This is a genomic window from Thioclava sp. F36-7, from assembly GCF_002020075.1.
Taxonomy (GTDB): domain Bacteria; phylum Pseudomonadota; class Alphaproteobacteria; order Rhodobacterales; family Rhodobacteraceae; genus Thioclava; species Thioclava sediminum.
In genome coordinates this window covers 14035-35118 of sequence record NZ_MPZR01000013.1, presented here as the reverse complement: position 1 = coordinate 35118, position 21084 = coordinate 14035, and the positions used below count along the sequence as shown (strand labels likewise).

The 21084-nt window shown below is 64.9% G+C and carries 4 protein-coding genes; all 4 read left to right on the top strand.

Annotation, left to right across the window (positions count from 1 at the left end; genetic code table 11):
* Positions 1-96 precede the first annotated feature (96 nt).
* Positions 97-678 carry an invasion associated locus B family protein gene (locus BMI89_RS18935; RefSeq protein WP_168176845.1) on the top strand — a complete coding sequence of 194 codons (582 nt, stop codon included), beginning with the start codon at positions 97-99 and terminating at the stop codon, positions 676-678.
* The gene (locus tag BMI89_RS18930; protein WP_168176844.1) at positions 675-2240 is read left to right on the top strand and encodes a ShlB/FhaC/HecB family hemolysin secretion/activation protein; all 1566 of its coding nucleotides are present in this window, start codon (positions 675-677) and stop codon (positions 2238-2240) included. The genes BMI89_RS18935 and BMI89_RS18930 overlap by 4 nt, the downstream gene beginning before the upstream one ends.
* Before the next feature lie 14 nt (positions 2241-2254).
* On the top strand, positions 2255-2893 hold the full coding sequence (locus tag BMI89_RS20960) for an invasion associated locus B family protein (RefSeq protein WP_168176843.1): 639 nt from the start codon (positions 2255-2257) through the stop codon (positions 2891-2893).
* 102 nt (positions 2894-2995) lie between these two features.
* Entirely contained in the window at positions 2996-20902 is a 17907-nt protein-coding gene (locus BMI89_RS18920; protein ID WP_168176842.1) for a leukotoxin LktA family filamentous adhesin, read from the top strand.
* Positions 20903-21084 lie beyond the last annotated feature (182 nt).

The following is a 21084-nucleotide window of genomic DNA, read 5'->3' as shown; positions in this document are numbered from 1 at the left end:
GGATATGCCGTAAATCCGGTCCAGGCGATTTGGCCCTTTTGTTCAGACAGGCGCTGATTTTCATTCAGGCCAACGCTGATTTCAAACGGGTGTCGCGTGGGTATTTTATTTCGATCAAGACGATCTATTTCGATTGTGCGAAGTCGTATCACCGCGCCTTCTGCATTTCGTGGAAATCGTCCTTTCATTTTAAGATTTACGCTGTTTCTCCTCCTCTCTCTCAGTGCAAGCGGCGCGCCGGCAGAGGCGGCACCGCAAAGCTGGACCTTTCGCGACTGGAAAGTGAGCTGTCCGCAGGCGACCGAGCCCTGCATCGCCGCAACGACGACGCTGGCGGCGGACCGGACCTGGCTCGCGACCCTTCGAATGCAACCCGAACATGATGGCGGTGCGCGGCTGCAGGTGCTCTTGCCGCAGCAGATCCATCTCGGATCGGGCGCGTTCGCGAAGCTTTCGGGCCGTTCCGAACAGCGACTGCGACTGATCCGCTGCGTTCCCGGCGCATGCGAGGCGCGCATCGATCTTCCGCGCACCGAGCTTGCCGCATGGAAAGCCGCCCGCGCCGCCCAGCTAACCTATCGACCTGCCCCCAATGCCCCGCCGATCCATTTCGACGTGTCGTTGATGGGGCTGACCAATGCCCTGGCGCAAGCCCGGGACGAGGAGGCGCAAAAGTGAAGTCCCTGCTGCTGACGATACTCCTGGCTGGCGCGACATTCGCGGCTCCCCTGACGACCGCGCATGCCGAGGCGCAGGCGAAGCAGACGGCGGGTGCAGGCGCCGTCTCGGTCCAGACCTTCACGCTGTCGAAGATCGTCTTCGACCCGTCGAGCTATCTCAAACCCGAGCAACTGCAAAAGGTGGCCGATCAATATACTGGCCGCCCGATCAGCTTCGACGACCTGACGACGATGATCAAAGAGATCAAGCGGCTCTACATCGTCGAAGGTGTACCGACGGCGGAGCCCGTTCTGCCGCCGCAGGAGATCCGCAACGGCGTTCTGCATGTCGCGCTGGTCGAGGCCAAGGTCGAATCGGTGCAGATCGAGGGCTTCCCGCGGACAAACCCGAGCTTCCTGCGCGACCGGCTCACGCTGCCGGTCAATGAGAAACCGGATTTCGACGAGATTTCCCGCGAGTTGCGCGTCTTTGATCTCTCCTACGACATCCGCCCGTCGCTGAAATTCTCGCCGGGTACTGCGCCGGGCACGACGGTGGCGACGATCTACGGCGAGTCTCCGAAACGCTTTGCCATGACGCTGTCGGCGGATAATTACGGACGCCCCGAGACGGGCCGGGCCCGGGCCTCGCTTTTCGTGCGCTGGTCGAGCGTGACGGGCGTGCGCGATGCGCTCTCCTTCCAGGCGCAGAAGTCGGACGGGGCGTCGGCTTATTCCCTGGGCTATTCGCGTCCGATTGGACCCAATGGCGGGGTCGCGACGGCAGCGATCAGCCGCTCCAACAGTTCGATCATCGGGGGCGAGTTCACCCCCGTTCAGATCACGTCGGATTCCACCGATTTCACCGTCAACTACCGCCGCCCGTTCAAGATCGGGCCGGATCGCTATTTCACCTTCGAGGGCGGTTTCGACACCGGGCGCGACAAGTCCAAGGCGGGGCCGCTCGCATTTTCGGACATTACCCTGCGCGAAGTCTATGCGATCGGGCGCTTCTACCGGCAATGGCCGAAGGCGCGGGCGAGCATCGGCTTCGGGGTGCGGCTCGGTCGGGCGGATGCCAAGGGCACGTCCGAGACCGAGGGTTCCTATCAGCTGCTCTACGGCGATGCGAGCTTCAGTACGCCGCTGGGCAAGGCGCTCCAATTCGACGCGACCGCGAACTTCCAGATCGCGCCGGGGCAGAACCTGCCCGTGTCGCGCCTGATCACCGCAGGCGGCGTGGGCAGCGTGCGCGGCTATCCCAGCGAGGTGCGCGGTGGCGATTCCGGCGTGGTGCTGAACCTGCAGATATCCAAGCGCGAGCCTTTCTCGTGGATGAAAGGACGCCTGAACGTGCGGCCCTTCGCCTTCGTGGATGCGGCGGTCGTCGTGCCCTATCGCGCGTCCGGCGGCTTCGATTCGAGTCAGGACGTGCTGGCCTCTTTCGGGGTCGGCGCGGCGACAGAGCTGAACCGGAAAGTCGCGCTGCTGACGAGCGTGGGCGTGCCGCTGAAAAAGACACTGGGCTTTACCGATGTGGGCAATCCGACGGTCTATGTCGGGCTGGATTACAAATTCTGAGGAGACATGAGCGAATGACCAAGATGAACGAGATGGCAGGGCTGGGAGCACGGATCACGAAGGGGGCGGCAGTGGCCGCTTTCACACTGGGATGCCTCACGCCCGCGGCCTTTGCCCAGACCTCCGCGCAGGACGGCAAAACCAAACCGGCGGAGAAGCCCGCCGCAGTCGCGCAGAACGCGACCCCGGCCCAGACCGGTGCGCAAGAGGATATCGCCAATAACACCGCCTTTGGCGACTGGGTCGTGTCCTGTCAGGCGGCGACGGTGAAGAAGACGGTATGTCGCCTCGTTCAGGAACAGCGGGTCAAGAATTCGAACCAGCTTCTCGCACGGTTCATCGCGATGCCGGCGAAGGAAGGCGCGGTGCTGATCGCGCAGGTACCGATGGGCGTCTACCTGCCCGGCGGCGCGGTTTACCGCTTCGAGGGCAAGGACGACCTCAAGCAGCGCGACATGGTCTGGCAGACCTGCCTGAACAACGTCTGCGAAGCCGCCGCGCCGCTCTCGTCGGACGAGCTGAAGCTCTTCGGTGAGAACAAGGCCATCCTCTTCGGCTACAAGCCGACCGCAGAGGGCAAGCCGATGGTTCTGCGGGTGAACGTCGAACAGTTCAACAAGGCGCTAGACGTGCTGAAAAAAGCGGAAGGCTGAGACGCAGCCTGACGACACGGTGGCCGCAGGGGGCCGCCGAAAGCGGCGTGGGGCCGCTTCGAAGATGGGGACATAGCGATGACGTATCGCCGGAATGACAAAATGAACGCTACCTTTCGCCGCGTGATCCGCAGGTTCGGGTGGTTGAGCAGCGTCTCTTCGGCGGCGATCTTCGCCGTGCTCCCCGCCTTCGCCGATGTCGTTGCGGATGGTACGACCAACACCAACGTCACCACGAGCGGCACGACCACGAACGTGACCGCCGGGACGATTCAAAATGGCACCGCGTTCAACACGTTCAGCCATTTCAATGTGAACGCGGGGACCACGGTCAACGTCTATCAGCCGGTCAATACCGGCGCGCTGGTCAATATTGTGAACGGCGGACAGAGCACGATCGCAGGCACCCTGAATGCAGGCCTCGGGGCGCCCGGCGCTGCTCCGGTCGCGACGGGCAGCAACGTGTTCTTCGTGAACTCGGACGGGTTCGTGGTCAGTTCCACCGGCACGATCAATGCCGGGCAGCTGACGATGAGCGCCCCGACGCCGGGCTTCGTCAACGATCTGACAAGCGAGGCGCAAGGCAATTTCACCGCGTCCGTCGACACGCCCACCGCGCAGCTTTTCGCAGGCTCGGAGCCTCTGAGCGACGGTGGTCAGATCACCGTGGACGGCCAGATCAACGCAACCCGGCTCGCGCTGCGGTCGGGCGGTCTCGGCATGATGCTCAACGGGCGGATCACGGTGGAAGATCCGACCTCCGTCGATCCGGTCTCGGTCGGGGTGAATACCGACGGGACTCCGCAGGCGGCGGGGCTGGTCTCGCAGGGCGGGGTGATCCGGCTCGTGTCCAAAGGTGGGATCGCGACGACCGCGAGCAGTGACATTACAGCCAAGCGCGGCACCAATCTCGTGGGGTCTCAAGGCGGCGGCGTCGTGCTGGGCCAGGCCAAGGGCGACGTGACTGTGGACGGCAAGATCGACGTCTCGGCCAACGGCACGACGATGGGTGCGGGCGGCACCGTGTTCCTGTTCACCGAAGGCTCCGCGGTGATGGGGAGCAGCCTTGACGTGAAAGCGACCTCCGTGGCGGGCGACGGCGGCGCCTTCGTGCTGCGCGCGGGTGGCGTGACCAGCCCGCTGCAGGCGGCGCAGGGCGATCTGAGTGCGCAGGGCAGCTTCGACATGTCCACGTCGAGTGCTACGGGCAAGGCGGGCTCCGTCTTCCTGCGCGGGCAGAATGTCTCGACCACCGGGCAGATCACGACCAAGGGCGGCGATCTGGTCTTTGCTGCCGACAAGAACGTTACGTTGAGCCACGATATCTCGACGCGGGCGGGCGATGCGGCCGATCCCGTCACCGGCGATCCCGGAGCGGGCACGGCGGGCTCGATCCTCGTGGCCGCGCAGGACATCAATGTCGAATCCGGCACCAGCCTGCGCGCCGACAGCACGGCCGCGGATGGCGGCGGGCTGATCCTGCTTTCGGCACGCTCGTTCAATACGGGTATTGCCTGGGCGATCAACCCCGATAGCGAGACCGCCTCGATCACCATCGACAATGCCGATATGAAATCGGGCTCGATCGTGGTGAATTCGGTCGCGACCGTCTCGAACACGCTGGGCAGTACCGATCAGAGCGTCGAAGAGCAGCAGGTCGACGATCTCGAAGGCGGCACCACCGAACAGCAGATGACCGATCAGATCAACAACGGTCTGACGGTGATGAGCAACCTGATCCAGCAGGGTGCCACGACGATCAACAGCATGATTCCGTTGCAGGTGCAGCTTCTCGATGCGCAATCGCATGTGAAGATCACCAACAGCACGCTGACCGCGGATGGCAACTGGAAGAACAAGGCGATCACGCCGACGGCGCTCTCGAGCGGCACGCCTTCGAACAATGGTCAGCTTGGCGCGACAGGGCTTCTGGAGGATACCTACAGCTTCCTGTCGACGCCGCAGTTGAATTTCAACAGCAGCGCGCAGGACGTGGTCGACAACATCACCGGCAGCCTGATCGGCGGCGGCGCACCCTATAGCCTGACGTTGAAGCTGCCCTCCGCCTGGGACCCGTCCAGCGATGCGCTGGTCGTGCAATCACACGCTCAGACCACCTATTCGATCTCGCCCAAGGCCTACGCGCTTGGGGTCGTGATGGCCAACAGCAATGTCGAAAGCCAGGTGCTGCTCGATGGTAGCTCTCTGACGACCAAGGCGGGCGACATGCGCCTCGCCAGCACGGCATCCGAAGATCACACGGTCTCGATTGCGGCGAGTAAGGTGAAGGATTACGCGGGCGCGCTCGTGGTCACCACCCGCGAGCTGAAGAACCAGCTTCTGGTCAAGGGCGGTTCGCTGACTTCGGCCGGCGCGCTCAATGCGGGCGCGTTCACTGGCAAATCGCATTCGATCACTACCGGCGCCAATGCCGGGACCGAGGGGATCGGAGCCGTGGCGATTAGCGTCGACGTCTCGCAATCGACGACCGAGGCCGCGCTTGGCGGCACGATCAAGACCGGCGGTGCGCTCAACCTCAATGCCGAGACGCTGTTCTTCAACAAGGTCCATGCCACCACCGCGACGATGGGTGTGGCCAATCCGAGCAAGTTGATCGGCAAGAAACGCGCGGCGAACAACCCGATGGTGCAAGCGATCCCGGGTGCACAGAGCCAGCTTCAGGGTAAACCGGTCGATCCGAACCGTCCCGCCCATATCGGTTTCGGCGTCGCGATCGACGTGCAGGTGGACAATGACAACACTTTTGCGACGCTGGGCAGCGATTACCACGACTTCAGCAACGCCGATGCGCTGACGGCGCTGGGGACGACCCTCGTCACGGCGACCGGGCAACCCGTCTCGGTCAACTCGGCCTATCGCTTTGCAGGTCCGACCGAGGGTGGCAGTTCGCTGTCGCGTTCGGTCTCGGCGGCGTTCGGGAAGCTGAACTTTGCGGCGCAGCGCGCGCTCGACAAGTACAATGCCAAGTATCCCAACAGCCAGATCACTCAGGACGAGCTGATGGGGAAATATTCCCAGGCGCTGATGCTGACCGGGTCCGTCTCGACGATGAGCGGCAAAACGCAAGCCGAGATCGGCAAGGACGCCACGGTGAACGCAGCAGCCGCGACCGTGCAATCGGTGACGCGTTTCCCGCATGCCGATCCGCTGGGTGATATCCGTGACAAGTGGACCCAGTTCGTCGGCCAGATCACCGACTATACCGAACTGCCCAGCGACCCGAGCGATCCTACCCAGCTGACCCCGCCCGACGCGCCCGGACTGATCGACACGATCAACCCGCTGAACTTCATCACCACGGACGTGAAATCCAAAGCGACGGCGCCGGTGCCGAAAGACGGCTCGCGCCCGGTCGTGCCCGAGGATCAGCAGAAGCTCGCGATCGGGATCACCGCCAATGTCTTCAACACCGACAACACAACCGATGCGGTGGTCCGCAACGGCGCGGTGCTGAACCTTTCGGGCGATCTCAATGTGCTGTCGCGCCAGGAAGGCCTGTTCCTCCATCTCGCGAACCTGCCCAAGTCGAATCCGCTCAAAGGTGATGCGGAAGGGGCGATCGGGGTCGGGATCAATATCGACAGGATCGGCAGCGAAGTTTCCTCTGTCATCGAGGCCGGCGCGACGGTGAATGCCGGAACGAACGGGGTCAATGTCGACGCCTATACCCGCAACATCGCGGGCATCCTGAGTTTCTCGGGCGGGCAGGGCACGAAGACAGCGGTCAACGCCACCGTGGCCACGAATATCGCGCATGCGGAAACCGTGGCCCGGATCGGAGACGATGCGTCCATCACGGGCGGCGCGGTCACGATCTCGGCGAAGGACGAATCCGTCGAATGGGCAGCCGCGGGCGCAATTTCGGCGTCGGAGAACGTGGGCGTCGGGGCCTCCGCGGGGCTGAATATCTCGGGCCGCAAGGTCTGGGCCGGGATCGGTCCGGCCGATGAAACCTCCGCTCTGAGCGGTGCGGGGAATACGGTCATCGATGCGGAGAGCCTGACGATCACTGCCGAAAACGCCACGACCGATGTCGTGGTCGGAGTCGCGGGCTCCAAGGTGCAGGGCAAACCGGCCCAGCAGGACGATCCGCAATCGACGGGCGGCACGACGAACCAGGACGGCTCGAACGAGGATGACATGATCATCCCGTCCTGGCTTTTCGCCGATGACGAGGACCAGGCGGTCAACGATCAGCAGAACGTGCAGACCCCAGCGGACAGCGAGGGCAACCAGCAGAAAACCGGCTGGGCAGTCACCGGGGTGGCTTCTCTCAACCTCTCGCTCGGCAACGAGACGGTCGCTGCGCTCAACACCGCAGGCAAGATCGAGCTGAACGCGGAGCTGACTCAGACCGCGAAGAACACGGCGCTTCAGATCGCGGGCGGCGGGGCCGTCTCCGCGGGCCTCGGCAAAGCGCAGGATACCAATGCGCTTGCGGGCGCTTTCTCGGTGATGGTCGACACGCGCGAGCTGCGTTCGGAAGTGACCGGCGCCACTATCAACGCGGGTAGCACGGTCACCATCGGCGCCGAAGATCACGCGACGGTCGTCAACGTGGCCGTGGGCGGCGCGGGGACATCGCGCGGCGATATCGCTCTGGCCGGGTCCGTTGCGGTCGCGGTGCTCGACGGGGGCACCACGGCGACGGTGAAGGATGCGTCGATCACCTCGGAGTCGCTGAGCGTGAACGCGACCGACGGCTCGACCACCGTGTCCGTCGGCGGCGCGGTCGGCATCAATATGGACAAAACCAAGGGGTCGGGCGTGGGGATCGGCATCGCCGTGAACACCGTGACTCGCAGCGCGGGTGCCTCGATCACCGGTGCGAGCACCATCGACACCGGCGCCTTCGGCATCACCGCCGACAGCACGCAGTCGATCTATGGCTTCGGCGTCTCGGCCGGGAAGGGCAAGACCGGCATCGCGGGCTCGATCTCGGTCAACAACATCACCGGCGGCGCGCGCGCGGACGTGACCGGGAATGGCGCCGGATCTGACCGGATGGGCATCTCCGCCAGTTCGATCAATATCGGCGTGACCGAAGCCAACACGATCTTCTCTCTCGGCGGGGCACTGGCCAATGGCGACAATGCCGTGGGCGGTGCCGCGACCGTGAATGTCATCACCTCGACCTCCGGCGCGACGATGACCGATGCGAAGGTGAACGGGCAGGGCGGCACGGGCGGCACCGGCGCGATCACGATGAGCGCTGACGGCTCGAGCACGATTTCCTCGATCGCCGTGGCCGGGGCCGTGGCCGAGAAGCAGACCGCAGCGGGTGTGGGCCTGTCGGCCAACAATATCTCGGCGACGCTGGAGGTGTCGGCTGCCGGAACCGAGGCGCTTGATGCTGAGAGCATCGCGCTGACCGCGACGAACACGCGCGAAATCAACAGCTTGGGCGGTGGCGCTGCAGCGTCGAACGGTAGTGCAGGCGGCTTTGCGGGTACTCTGAACCTGCTGACCGCGAACACCACGAGCATCGATCTCGCCAATGCGAACCTGAGCACGACGGGCACCGGAGGGATCTCGGCTACGGCGACGGCGAAGGGCACAATCCGGTCCGCGGCGGTGGCGTTGAGTGCCTCGCGCGATACCTCGCTGGGGGGCGCGGTGACCGTGAACGTCTCGACCGCGACGACGCAGGTCTCGGCACAGAAGGCGACGCTCGAGGCGGGCGGTGCGCTGAAACTGAACGCCGACGATACCGGCACCATCGAGAGCCTTGCGGGCGGTGCGGCATTGAGCGCGGACGGAAACGGAGTCGGCGGCGCGGTTTCGGCCAATTTCATTGCCCATGACACTGGCGTTCTGACCCAAGGCGCGGACGTGACCGGCGAAGGCGTGACGCTCGACGCCAAGAACGGTTCGACCATCACAAGCGGTGCGGTCGGCCTTGCCGGGGGCGGCACGAACGCGGTGGCGGGCTCAATCGCGATCGGCGATATCGGCAACACCACGGCGGTCGAGGCGACGAACGCCAAGATCAACGGCGGCAGCGGGGCGGTTGCACTGTCGGCCACGCGCACCGGGCAGATCTCTATTCTTTCGGGCGCTGCGGCAGCGGGCGGCACCAATGCAGTCGGCATCGCGCTGACCGTGGCCACGATTCATGGCGGCACCACTGCGGACCTGGTCACCGGCGACGCGGTGAGCGGGGATTCCCTCAGCGTCACGGCAGATGATACCGCCGGGATCGACGCCATCGCGGTTTCGGGCACGGCCTCGGGCGAGGTGAGCGTCGCAGGCTCGGTGGTCTATGCGCAGATCGGCCAGCCGGGCGCGAATGGGCCGAGTGTCGAACCGCTGCCGGGTCCGAGCAGTGAAGACCCGGTGGGGGGTGCGCAGACCGATGTCTCGAACCGGCGCGATGCAGCGGTGGCTGGGCTGGTCTCGAGCATGAGCACTACGCCGCAAGCCGCCGATTTCGACGCGAGTCAACTGGCACTGACGCTAAATGCGGATGCGGTGACCCGTGCGCGGGTCGAGTTGTCGGGCACGTCGCATGCGCTCCCCGCCACCACGATCACCTCCAGCACGACGGGCACAATCCGCTCGCTCGCCGGAGCGGTCGCGATTGGCGGTTCGGGCGCAGGTGTGGGCGCCGGGATCGGCATCAACCTGCTCTTTGCGAAGACCGAGGCCGAGCTTGTCTTGCCCACGGGCGCGGAAACCCAGGCCTCGAGCGTTTCGCTCGGCGCGACCGAGACCGGGACTATCGAGACGGCGGCCGTCTCCGGCGGCTTCTCGGGTGGCGTCGGCGGCGCGGGCTCGATCCTGGTGAATGTGATGAACCGGCAGGCCGATGCGCATATCCGCGGCAATGGCGGCTCTGGCACGCGCGCGGCCCTGCGCACCGATCGCGGCGATGTCTCCGTGACCACGACGCAGACCGGCACGATCAAGGCACTGGCGGGTTCGGCCGGGATCGGCGGGCAGGCGGGCGCGGGCGGCGCGATCGTCGTCAACGTGATGTCGGACGATACGGAAGCCGCGGTCGAAGACGCCGCCATCCTCGCCCGCAAACTCGATGAAAGCGCAACGACGAACGCGCCGCTCTCGCTGGCGGGCACCCTGACGATCGATGCCGATCAGCAGATGACGCTCGAGGCGCTTTCTGCCGCGGTCGGTGGTGGTGGCTCGGGCGCCTTCGCGGGCAGCTTCGCGGTCAATGTCGCCAACGGCGAGGTCTATGCGGGATTGCGCCGCTCGGAGGCGCAGGTGGGGACGATGGCGCTGGCGGCCCATTCGACCCCCTCGCTGACCGCTAATGCAGGGTCCATAAGCGCGTCCGGCGGGGCCTCGGTCGGGCTTGGCATCGCGATCAACAATTCCGCGCAGACGGTGCGCGCCGATATCACCTCCAGCAAGCTGCGCGCGGGACATAGCGCCTCGCTCGGCGCCTATCAGAAGACCACTTTCCACGGCAACGCGATCTCGGGCGCAGGCGGCACCGTCGGCGTGACCGGCTCTGGCGTGAACAACACGGCCGCGAATACCGTCGAGGCGGTGGTGCAGGGCGGGCCGATTTCGCTCGTCGATGCGACGAGCGGTCTGTCCGAGCCGACGCGCTACGGCTCCGACATTGCGACGCGCGGCTCGCTGTTGATCGACGCACAGTCGACGACTTCGATCACGTTGCTGGGCGGCTCGGATGAGAAAAAGCCCGCCGATTCCACCGATGCGCGCAACGAGGCCCCCGATGTGAACCTGTCGATCTCGGGCGGGGCGACGGCGGGCGTCGGCGTCTCGGCCTCGGTCAACACGATCAAGAACCGGGTGAAGGCGCGGATCGTCGACGATGCGCGTGTGGTCGCGTTGGGGCAGGAGGCGATCGACTGGACCGATGTCGCCAGCGCCGCGCAGTCGAGTACGGGTCTTGCAATGAATGCACAGGCCCGCAGCGGCATCGCGATGCTGACCGCGAACGGATCCGTGGGCGGCGTGGCCGGTGTCAGCGCCCTCTTCGGGATGAACCTGATCGACGATGCGGCGCTGGTGCAGCTGGGCTCCGAACAGGGCAGCGATCTGGTGCGCCTCAATCCGCGTTACGACACCGATTTCGAGAGTGACCTCGGCAGCAAGACGGCGTCGACGGCGCAGGATGTGACCCTCAATGCCGATACGACGAACGACTCCGCACTCTACACCGTGAATGTCGCGATCGGCGGAACGGCGGGTGTTGGCGCGAGCGCGGGCACGACCGTCGTCACCTCCTCGGCAGAGGTCGAGACCTATGACGCGCAACTCGCAGCGGCCCGTGACATCGCGGCGAGCGCGACCAGCAAATCCACTCTCACGAGCTTTGTCGCGGGGATCGGTGGCGGCTTCGTCGGCGTCTCCGGCAATGCCAATGTGAATGTCCTCAACTCGACCGCCGAGATCGGCATCAACGGCGGCTCCTTCGATGCGGGCCGCGACCTGAGCCTGAACACGCTGATCGATAATGATCTCTATTCGATGACGGGCGGCGGCTCGGGCGGCGCGGTGGCTGTCGGCGGCGCGATTCAGGTGACCGTGGCAGACGGCACGTCGAAAGTCTCGGTCGGCTCGGGCCGTGCGGGCAGTATCGCGCGGCTGGATGCGGGTAATGACCTGACCGCCAAGGCGGATACGCAGCTTCTGCAAAAGGGCTATGCCGGGGCCGGCGCTGCCGGCGGTGCGGGTGTCGCGCTCTCGGCCAATCTCGTGGTGGATCGCGCGACGACGGAAGTTGCCGTCGGCGACAATCAGGAACTGACTGCGGGCGGCAAGCTGAGCCTAACCGCGAATGAGACCGCCGATCTGACCGGTGTCGCGGGCTCGATCGGCGGCGGGGCTCTCGGCGTGGGGGCGAGCCTCGATTTCGCGAGCCTTCAGGGGACAACAAAAATCACCGTCGGCGATGGCGCGGTGCTGAAGGCCAATGACGCCTCTAACGGCGCGCGCGGTGTCGGGCGCGATGGGATCACCCTTTCGGCGACCTCCGAGCGGACGCTGGATTCGACGGTGGTCTCGATCGGCGCAGGCGCGATTGCAGTCGGGGCTGCGATCTCGGTGACCGATCTGGGCGGAGCCGCCGATGACGAGAGCGGCAATCTCTCGAAGGCGATGGCGTCGATCAACGATGAGCTGACAAGCGATCAGAGCGGCAGCGGCGGGCTGGATTCGAATGCGACCGAACAGGATCGTCAGAATACCGGAGGCTCGATCATCGGGTTCGCCGGCGCCAGCGATACGCAAAGCCAGATCGTCAACGCGCGTCAGCACCTGAACCCGGACGCGACGGGCAGCGATCAGGTCGGTGTCGAGATCGGCTCCGCGACCTTGCTGACCAATGGCGACCTGTCGATGACGAGCCATGCAAAGACCGATCTGTCGCAAGTGGCGGGCGCGGGGGCTGGTTCGATCTTCGGTGGCGCCTCCAGCGGGATCGTGGTGTCCAATGTCTCTACCGGCGCGGCGGTGACGCTGCGGGATGGCGCAACGTTGAGCGCGGGCGGTGCGGTGACGCTGGGGGCCAAGACCTATGGCGGCGACGATGGCAACGTGATCGATGCCTCGGCGTCTACCGTGGCCGCCTCGGGCGGCTATACCGGTGGCGCGGGCGTCACCGTGGCGACGCTCAACGCGGGCGCCTCGGTGCAGATGGGCGCGGGTGTCTCGGTCTCGGGTTACAGCATCGGGATCAATGCCGATCGTGCGGGCGAGGTGAAGACCGTCACGACGAATATTACCGGCGGTCTTGTCGGCGCCGTGGGCGTCGCGGTCTCGAGCGCGAAGAGCGAAGGGACGAGCGCGATCACCATCGGCCGGTCGGGCGCGAGCCTGAACAACCTGAAAAGCAGCGCGGGCAAGATCTCGCTCGAGACCTCCGACGGCACCTCGGCCCATGCCGAGGGTTCGGGCAGCTCGGGCGGGCTTGCTGGCTCGGGCAACTCCGTCGTCGTGAGCGGCACCAATCGGGGCAATAGCGCCGTCAGCGTCCTGCGTACGACGGTCAATGCGGGCGGAGCTTTTGATCTGCAGAACACCAATGGCGGCGCTGCGTTCGCAGAGGCGCATGGCATCTCGGTCGCGGCAGGCGTCTCGATCGGGGCCGGGGTCGCGACCTCGCGCACCGATATGAACGTGACCACCCTGTTCGGCGCCAATGTCTCTGCAAGCGACATCACGATCAACAGTGAGATCAAGCGCACCGATGGCCGGATGACGAGCCAGGCGAAGGCGCAATCGACCTCGGGCGGCTTGCTGAGCGGCAACGGCGCGGCGGCACATGCCTATTCGAGCTACGGCATCACCTCGACGCTGAGCGGCAACCTCACCGCCACGAACGCGATCTCGCTCAGTGCGGATGCGAGCGCCGTGAAGGTGGACGCCTTCGCGACCGGGCGCAGCGGCGGCGCGGTGGCCGTCGGCGTGACGCTCGCCTATGCCGGGCAGGATACGGCAAATGGCGACAGCGGCGATGTGGCCTTCTCGATCAACAACTCGGTTCTCAAGGGTAAGGTGGTCACGCTCGGAGCGGGCAATGCCCCCGACATCAGCGCGGGCGCGGATTCCGGCTCGGGCGGTCTCGTTTCCGGCTCTGGCGCGGAGACTCGTGTCACGACCGATACGAAATCAACCTTCGATATCGGCACGACCGGCACGACGGTGATCACTGCGACCGACCGGCTCCAGATCACCTCGGCGCAGAACGGCACCTTAGCCAGCACTGTGAATACGGTAAGTGCAGCGGCGGTGGGCTATTCCGGGGCGCTGAGCCGCAACACGATCGGCGCGGCGACCGCGCTGACGCTGGGCGGGAACACGACGATCGCCGCGCGCAATATCGAAATCGGCGCGGATACCACCTTCAAGCGCCCCGATAACGGCTACAATCTCGTGTCGGGCTCGGGCGGCGCGATCGACGTCGCTGCGATGCGCAGCTTCGTCACCGTGAATGCGTCCACCGATCTGAACATCAGTGACGGCGCGATGCTGCTGCAGAGCGGCGTCGCCGATGGCGGGCAGACCTTCGATCTGGGCGCCTCGACGAACATGGTCTTCTTCGACCGGCTCAAGCTCGATTCCGGTGGCGCCATCGCCAGCCCGAACGGCAACAGCACGGTCGATATTCAGACCAATACCGCCCATGTCACCATCGGCAGCGCGAAGTTGCTCGCGATGGACGATCTCGACGTCTATGCCGGGGGCGACGCGAACATCAAATCCGAGGTCGATACCACCTCTTACGGCCTGTCAGGCGCGGCTTCGGGCAACACCGTGGCAACCTATAATGCCGACAACAAGATAAGCCTGACCTCGGGTGCCGATCTGCAATCCTTCACCGATATCGGGCTGCGCGCCGGCTATACCTCGAAAGGGGCGCAGAAGGTCGATGTGAACGCCGAAACGCGGGTCTTCAACAAGACCGCTTTCCCGATCAATGGCACGCCGGGCGCGGATGCGACCGCCAACATGAACCAGCGCGTCAGCGTCGGCACCGGCGCCAGCGTCGCCGCCGTGCATGACGTCTATGTCTTCGCCGAGCGCGGGGGCGGAGATGTGCTGGGCTATGGCCGCGGCAAGGATCTCTATCGCGAAGTCGCCGCGGCGATCGGCTCGGCGCTGAGCGAGGCCTTCGGCGGCGACCCGGTCAGCCTCGATATCGAGAGCGGCACCTCGACCGACAAGGGTGCGAACATGATCGAGGTGAACGGCTACGTCCGCGCGGGGTCGCGCAACAAGCAGATCCTGATCCTCGATGAGAACAACCATCTCGACAACGGCTCGGAGAGCTACGTCAACTCGCAGGGCCAGACCGTCAATTATACGAACGAGAATGCAGACGGCATCCTGAACGACCCGAGCAATCCTGATCCCGAGATTCAGGCGATGATCACCCAGGGCACCGTGCAGAACGAGCTCGCCTCGCGGATCGCGGAGCTTCAGGCGAAGATCGCCGATCCGATCCTGGGCAAGGACACGCAGGCGGTCACCGCGTGGAAAGCGGAAATCGAAGCGCTGGCGAGCCGTCTCGACTCGACCAACACCGGAACGGTCGATTTCATCAACCTGCCCGATATCCGCGCCTCCGGTGGCAGTATCTACATGCGCGCCGATACGGTTCAGGGCAGCTCTACGGGCACGCTCGACGCGCCGGGCAACGCGCAGATCGTCGTCCATGTCTATTCCGACGCCTTCGTGAATGCCGGTAGCATGGAGATTCCCTCGTCGGATGGGGGGCGGATCTATTTCAACGATGTCTCGGTGACCACGCCCGACGATGTGCAGAGGCTCGCAAATCCCAAGGGTACTCCGATCGACTACAAGATGATCTCGGGCAATGACGCCGGGGAATCCAAGATCGAGCTCGTCACCTACGGCAACGGCTCGATCACGCTGAACGGTGCGATCACCAACCTCGACGGCAGCGTTCTGGTCAACTCGAACTTCGGGGACCTCGACGTGCGCGCCGATATTTCGGCTAAGACGATCAATCTGAGTGCCGGGGGCAACTTCACCCAGGGCTACACGCCCGGACTGCGCAACGAGGGCGGCGAGCCGCGCTCGATCTATGCCGGTTACTTCAATAAGGTCGACAATGTCGTGCGGGACTATCTGGCAGGCGGCTTCGACGTCAGCGGCTACGACGGCGGTTCGATGACGGCCAGCTATGGCAGTTCGATCAGCCTTCCGACACCTTCGGTTCCCGACTTCACGATCGAGCCGCGTCAAAGCTCGATCAAGGCGGGCGCGAATGTCTACATCACCGCCGATCAGCTTAACATCAACGGTCTCATCCAGGCGGGTGTGGGCAGCTACGACGTCACCATCGACGACGGCCTCCTGTCCGATCTGTCGAGCTTCTCGACGACCCAGCCGACGGTGCTGTTCAATCCCTCCGAGCCGGTGAACAACAACATCGTGCGCAAGCCCTATGTGAGCGCCAATGATGTCTGGGTGAAATATGACCCCACCGCGACGAATGCCGAGGGCGTGCAGACCGGCGCAATCACGATTTCTCCGATGATCGTCAAGGGGGGCACGGTGGAGATCACCGGGCAGATCCTCTCGACCGGCGCAGGCAGGATCGAGTCGCTTGACGGATTCGGCAATATCAACGTGACCAACAAGACGTCGCTCCCGGTGGTGTTCGACCGGGTCGATACCGGCGAGGCGGGCGCGAACGGGCAGGGGCTCGAAGGACTCGTGCGGATCACTGATACCGACCCGCTCAAGAAGACGGCGGCGGGCAACAATCTCATCACCGAATATCGCCGCATCGGTCAGACGCTGAAGGTCTACGACAACTCCTCGACCTACAACTCCGTCACGAAAACCTATGGCGACGGACCGGACGCCGTTTCGGTGACGCGCATCGTGCCGACGACGCTGGTGAACTCCAGCACGGTCGATAGCGGGCGCAGCGCGAGCTATCAGCCGGTTCTGAACCGCGACATGGTGCTGCTGCAATCCGAGATCATAACGCAGGTCACGAACTACACCCAGAAGACCTTCTACTTCTGGGCGCCGTTCTCGAAGGACATCAAGAGCAAGTCCGATCCTGCGAAGGTTACCAAGCTCGACCCGGACGTCGTGTTCGGCGCGAGCGGGGCCTACGTGACCTCCGAAAACACCTCGATCAACGGCGGCGATTACAGCTACGGCTTCACCGGTGAGCGCACGAGCTACAGCAACGTGAAAGGCACCGTGACGACCGACGACAAGCGGATTTTGGGGATCGGGGACGTCTACAAGACCTGGTCCGAGACCTCCACGGCGAACGTGCTCTACAAGCATCGCTTGCGCGCCGATTACCCGATCGACATCGTCTTCAGCGGGTCTGATTCCGGCGCGCTGAACATCACCTCGGGCGGTGATGTGATCTTCAAGAAGACGGTCTCGAACCTCGTCGGTGATACCAATATCACCTCCAATTATGGTTCCGTCGTGACCGCCAGTCCCCAAATCACCGCGACACTCGGTGATCTCGATATCAGCGCCGAGAATGGCCGGATCGGAGGCGTTTCGGGCGCGTTCCGTGTCGATCAGTCCGAAGGGTCGAGGCTGACCGCGGTGGGCGGCAGCGCCGTGAATATCCGCGAGATGTCGGGTTCGATGACGATCGGCAATGTCGAGGCGAAGGATCGCCCGGCCAATACCGATGCGGCGATCACCGGCACCGTGAAGCTGTTTGCCGATGGCGATATCAAAATGGCGGAGCAGAGCGCGGGCGCGGTCACCGCGACCTCGGTGGACCTGACCTCGCTTAACGGGAATATCGGCAGCTTGGATGGCGCTTTCGCCCCGGTCTGGGTGTCGCTGAATGGTGGCGTGCTCGACGCGACGGCGAACAAGGACGTCGTGATCGGTGCTCGCAGCGGCGATCTGCCGGTCCATAGCGTGACCGCGCAGACCGGATCGGCGACGCTGGCCGCGTTCAACGGTTCGATCCTCGACCGCAACAATGTCGAAGTCCGCGATATCCGCTCCGAAAGCGAGCTTGCGAAGCTCTGGACCCAGGACATGGGCCTCGACGACACGGTCGCGCAGGATGCCCGCGCCCAGCAGCAGCTCGACGCGCTGGCCGCGAGCCGCGAGCATGACTACAGGGCCTATTGGAAGGCGCGTACCGACGCGGGTGGCGGTCCGATCAGCTACACGATGGACGCCTCCGATCAGACGGCGCTCCTGAACAGCGGTTGGACGCAGGCGCAGCTCGACGATTACATCTCGCAGCAGCAAGGTCTCTACGCCGAGTGGAACAACGAGACCGCCGAGCAGACCAGCTTCACCTACACGCCGACGGCGGATGATCGGGCCGCAATGCTGCAGGGGATCGGCTGGACCACGGATGAACTCAAGCACTGGATCCGCGCCGGGCTGATCAAGGGGACTGGGGATACCAATACTCGGATCGAAGACCCGAACATCAATGCCTACAAGGACATCAACCTGCTGGCCTCGGATACGATCGGCGAGATGCTCGACCCCTATACCGTCGGCGCAGGCAACGATCTGACGCAGGACCTGCTGGTTCTGTCGCAGGCTGAACCCTCCGATCTGACCTTCACCTCGGATGGCAAGGTCGTGGTGCGCCGGGCCGAAGATCTGAACTTCGCCTTCACCGGGCTGGATAGCAACGGCGCGCCGGTCGGCACGCTGAACGCCTACGCGCTCGGGACGGACGTATTCCTCGGCGCGGAGACTGCGGCGGCGATCAAGGAAGTCAACGCTGCACGCGATGTCACGATCAAACTCGATGGGACGATGTCGGATGCCCATTCGGGCAATCCGGCGGTGACCGGGCGGATCATCGTGCTCGAGAGTGGCAACAACGCCCCGATCGCGACCGAAACCAACCCGCTCACCGTGCAAGTGCGCACCGGCGGCATGCTGACCGCACGCTCCGGCGTCGAGGTGAATATCGCGGCGACGGGCGACCTGCCACTGGCGGAGGCCTATGCGCCCGGCCCGGTGCGGATCAGCGCGACCGGTGCGATCACCGATGCACTGGCCACCGGCGCCGTGCGGATCAGCGCGGGCAGCCTGAAGCTGACCGGCAGCTCGATCGGCACCAGCGCGGTCGCGTTGCCCTTCGCCCTGACCAATACGGCGAATGGCGGCGCGCTCGACGTGACCACCACGGCAGGCGACGCGTGGTTGAGTGCGACCGGCGATCTGCCGATTGCCTCGGCCCGGATCGCGGGCGGCGGCAAGATCACGACCGACGGGCTGATGTCCTTCACCGGTACCGATACGCTTGGCTTCGGCACGGGGTCGACGCTGCAACTCAAGACCGCGCTTGGCCTCGACACCTCCGCATCGAGCGGCACGGATGCGACGGGCGGCACGCTCTCGATCGTTACCGGCGGCCCGGTCGGCAGCGCAACTAAACGCTTCGAGACTGCGCTCGGCACGTTCAACTACACCGCGACTGGGGCCGATCCGACGTCGCTGTGGATGCACGAGGCGGATGATCTGACCATCGCGTCGCTGACACAGCTGGCCGCAGGCTCGCCCACCGACATCACCGTGGGCGGGGCGCTCACCATCGGCACGATCACCTCACCCGACGAGGTGCGCCTCGACGCGGCCTCCTTCACCGAGGGCCGCATCGTGGCGAAGCGCACAAAGCTCACGGCGAGCGGCACGATCGGGAGCGTTACGCCGCTGAGCCTGACCACGGGTAGCCTCTACGCCTCGACCGTCGATGGAGATATCCGTCTCGCACTGAGCGACCGAGCGACCGATCTCGAACAGGTCACCGCGGGCGCCACGGGGGCGATCGCGCTGACCTCGGTCAATGCGCCGCTCACGCTGCTGAGCGGTCCGGGGATCACCACGCAGGGCCGGGCGATTAGTCTCGACGTGACGAGCCTCGTCGCGAATGCCGATATTCTCAGCCATGACGGGGCGATCTCGATCAAAGCCGCAGGGCTACTGCAACAGGCGGCGGGAACTTCGATCGACGCCGGCACCGGCACGATCGGCCTCGACGTCGCGGGCGACATGGTCGCCGCGCATGTGGTGACGCAAAGCACCGCAGACCCGGCGCTGACCGTCGGAGTCAATGGCGCGCTCTCGATGGCCTCGGGCCAGAGCGGCACCGTGTTCGAAGCGAACGCGGCGGGAGCCGGGACGGTCCTGACCCTCGGGTCGATGACGCCAATCGGCCCGAACGGGTTGCCGGTGGCCTTCGATCATGTCACCGCGACGGTCGCCGCTGGCGCGATGCATCTCAACGAGCGCGACGCGATCCGGTTGGATCGGCTGCAGACGAATGACGGCTTGATCGACCTCTATGCAGGCGGCCCGATCACGGTGCGCGAAATCATGGCCGGTGGGGCCTCGCCGATCGTTATCTCGGCCGGGCAGGGCGATATCCGTTCGGACGGCGCGCAGCTTGCGGGGGGCGATTTGCGGCTCTTCGCCTTCAATGGCGCGATCACCGGCGAGACTGGGACGGCGTTCATGGGCGACATGTCCGACGGGGCAACCGGTCATTTCTATGCCGATGGCGACGTGACCTACACCGAGACTGCGGGCGATCTGCGCGCAGGCTTCGCGCTGTCGCAAAACGGCGCACTGAAACTGGACTCGGCCAGCGGTCAGATGGCCCTCGGAGTGCTCGGCGCCCGCACCGATCTGACGCTGGCCGCAGACGATGCGCTGCGCGTGACCATCCTCGGCGGTGCGACGGTCGATCTGGCAGACGAGCAGACGCTGCAGCTGATCCATCCCGAACTCTACGGTCAGCGCGAGGCGCAAGAGCCGAACAACTCCGATCTGCGGGCGCGCAATGCGGGTTCCACCCTCTATGCGGGGCTGCTGAACGTGCGTGACACGCTCGGGCTGCATGCCGACAATATCGACGCCTATCTCTACGACGTCACCCCGGCGGACGCGCTTGCGCTGACCCTCGACGGGAATGATGACGGCATGGCGGCTCAGGTCGATGTGAGCTCGATCGGCGACGGCCCAGTGCTGTTCATCCCGGAAGCGCAGTATTTCGATGACGTGCGCGGACGTTTGGGCGGCCGCGACCGGGCGCGCGGCACGCTCAACCTCGTGCGAGGGCGGATCACGACAGGCTCCGTGAGCCATGCCGGACCGGTGCTCAATGGCTATGACGTGGTGATCGGCGGCGATGTCTGGTTCTACCAGCAAGGCTTCTCGGTGCTGGCGCAGGCGGTCTATGACAAGCTCTCGACCGTGGCGGATGCGCAGACGCTGGCGATCAATGCGGGCAAATACAGCTTCAGCCAGTCCAACCGGATTGACCTGAACGTGACTGAGGGACTGGTGCTGAACCGTCGCCTCGCAGGCACCGGGATCAATGGTGGGCAGGGCTTCGGCTTCAATGTCGGCGTCGAGACCGATCTGCTGGGCTTCCCCTTCACCACGTCGGGCGCAGGTGCGGGCGTCACGACTCCGGGGCAGATCATGCGCCTGCCGAGCACGCAGCCCGAGAAGGAAGAGCCGCGCGTGACCTGGGTGGTCTCCTCCGCAGAGTGAGGCTTGGCTACTAGGCAAAAGCGAGATGGGCGGCAGTTGCCGCCCATCTCGTTCTTCTGTCTTGTTTATCGACCGCGCCGTGTTGCGCATGACCTTGAGCGTCGCGCCTATTTGCATTTGTTCGAGCGCATCTGACGGCTCTTACCCGCGCAGCTCCATGCGAGGCTGTTCTTCATCAGCGG

What these genes read in the sequence shown, in the direction of transcription:
- BMI89_RS20960 (WP_168176843.1), top strand. Translation starts at nt 2,255, where the DNA reads ATGACCAAGATGAACGAGATGGCAGGGCTGGGAGCACGGATCACGAAG.
- BMI89_RS18920 (WP_168176842.1), top strand. Translation starts at nt 2,996, where the DNA reads ATGAACGCTACCTTTCGCCGCGTGATCCGCAGGTTCGGGTGGTTGAGC.